Here is a 1,326-nt window from a genome sequence, read left to right on the forward strand (position 1 = left end):
ATTACCCTGCTAATTGTTGTCCGAGCAACCCCCGTCAATTGGTGAATATCGCTATAAGACATCCCTGCATCACGGAGCTTTCTGATCCGTTCATGCATGTCAGTATCAGCCTGACGACCACGGAATTTGCCTTCAGCCTTTGCTTTTACTATTCCCTGCGACTGTCTACGCCTTCTATCTGTATAGTCCTTACGCGCAATAGCAGCCAGCATATCTAACATCATCCCATTCAACGCATCCATCATACGCGTAGTAAACTCATCACCATTCTGAATCAACATGTGAGAGGTAGGCAGATCTAATGCTACAACGCGAATCCCTTTCGACTTGATTAGGCATGATAGCTTGTCCCAATCCTCTCCATTAAGGCGGCTCAACCGATCAACTTGCTCCACCAGCAAAACGTCATTCGGCTGTGCAAGATCGATCAATCTGATGAGTTCAGGCCTAGTAAGACAGGCCCCTGATTCATTTTCAATGAACCATCCCGCAATTGTTATCCGCTTATCACTCGCAAAACTGAGTAACTCATCTTTTGCCCTCTCCGCGTCCTGCTCTTTCGTTGATGCCCTTAAGTATGCATAAACTCGATTTGTCATAGTTATCTCATGACCTAGTAGCATTTATATGGTAGTGATTATACAAGTAGTTTATAGGTGGTAGCAATATTTATATATCGTCTTTGCAGACCTGTTCAGAGTGGTAGTCGTTGTGTATACATAAATGCAACTAGCAAACATGGAATCTGTACGGTATATCACCAACACTAAAATCAGCAATTTGTGAACTATGTAATTATTCAAAAGATGCTAAGGTGCTTTTCATTAGAATCAGGAGTAATATCGGTAACTGTAACATACAAAAACATGGAAACAATAATGATCTCCATACCGCCAACAACACCAAAATCACTAAAAGATCCATCAAATATACAAATAAGAAACGCTTTACTCTCTTCATCTCATATGCAGCCATTGAATCGGTATGTAAAAAAACTTAGAGAAACCCTAGGACCAACCGTGTTCATTCCTGATTTTGATCCACTAGATGGCGGTATTGATGCAGAATTTATTTTTTTATTAGAAAAGCCCGGGCCAAAAACTGATAAAAGAAACATTGGTTCAGGTTTTATTTCTCGCGACAATAATGATGAAACAGCTAAGAATATATTTAACTTTATGAATGCGATAGGGCTGGATAGAAACCGAACTATTTTATGGAATACTATTCCTTACTGGGATGGAGGCCGTCGTTTCAAAGCAGATGACGTAAAATATGGAATTCAGCTTCTTGATGGGATCTTTGCCTTACTACCTAAAAAAAAAG

At 40.0% G+C, this 1,326-nt stretch carries 2 protein-coding genes; one reads left to right on the forward strand and one right to left on the reverse strand.

Annotation, left to right across the window (positions count from 1 at the left end):
- Positions 1-599 (reverse strand): recombinase family protein (locus tag J5224_RS28130; RefSeq protein ID WP_264628406.1); only part of this gene is annotated, 599 nt, incomplete at its 3' end.
- A gap of 279 nt (positions 600-878) precedes the next feature.
- Between J5224_RS28130 and J5224_RS28135 the strand changes: the two genes are divergently transcribed.
- A partial coding sequence (locus J5224_RS28135; RefSeq protein ID WP_264628407.1) for a uracil-DNA glycosylase occupies positions 879-1,326 on the forward strand: 448 nt, incomplete at its 3' end.

The sequence above is a fragment of the Candidatus Symbiopectobacterium sp. NZEC135 genome, assembly GCF_025962695.1.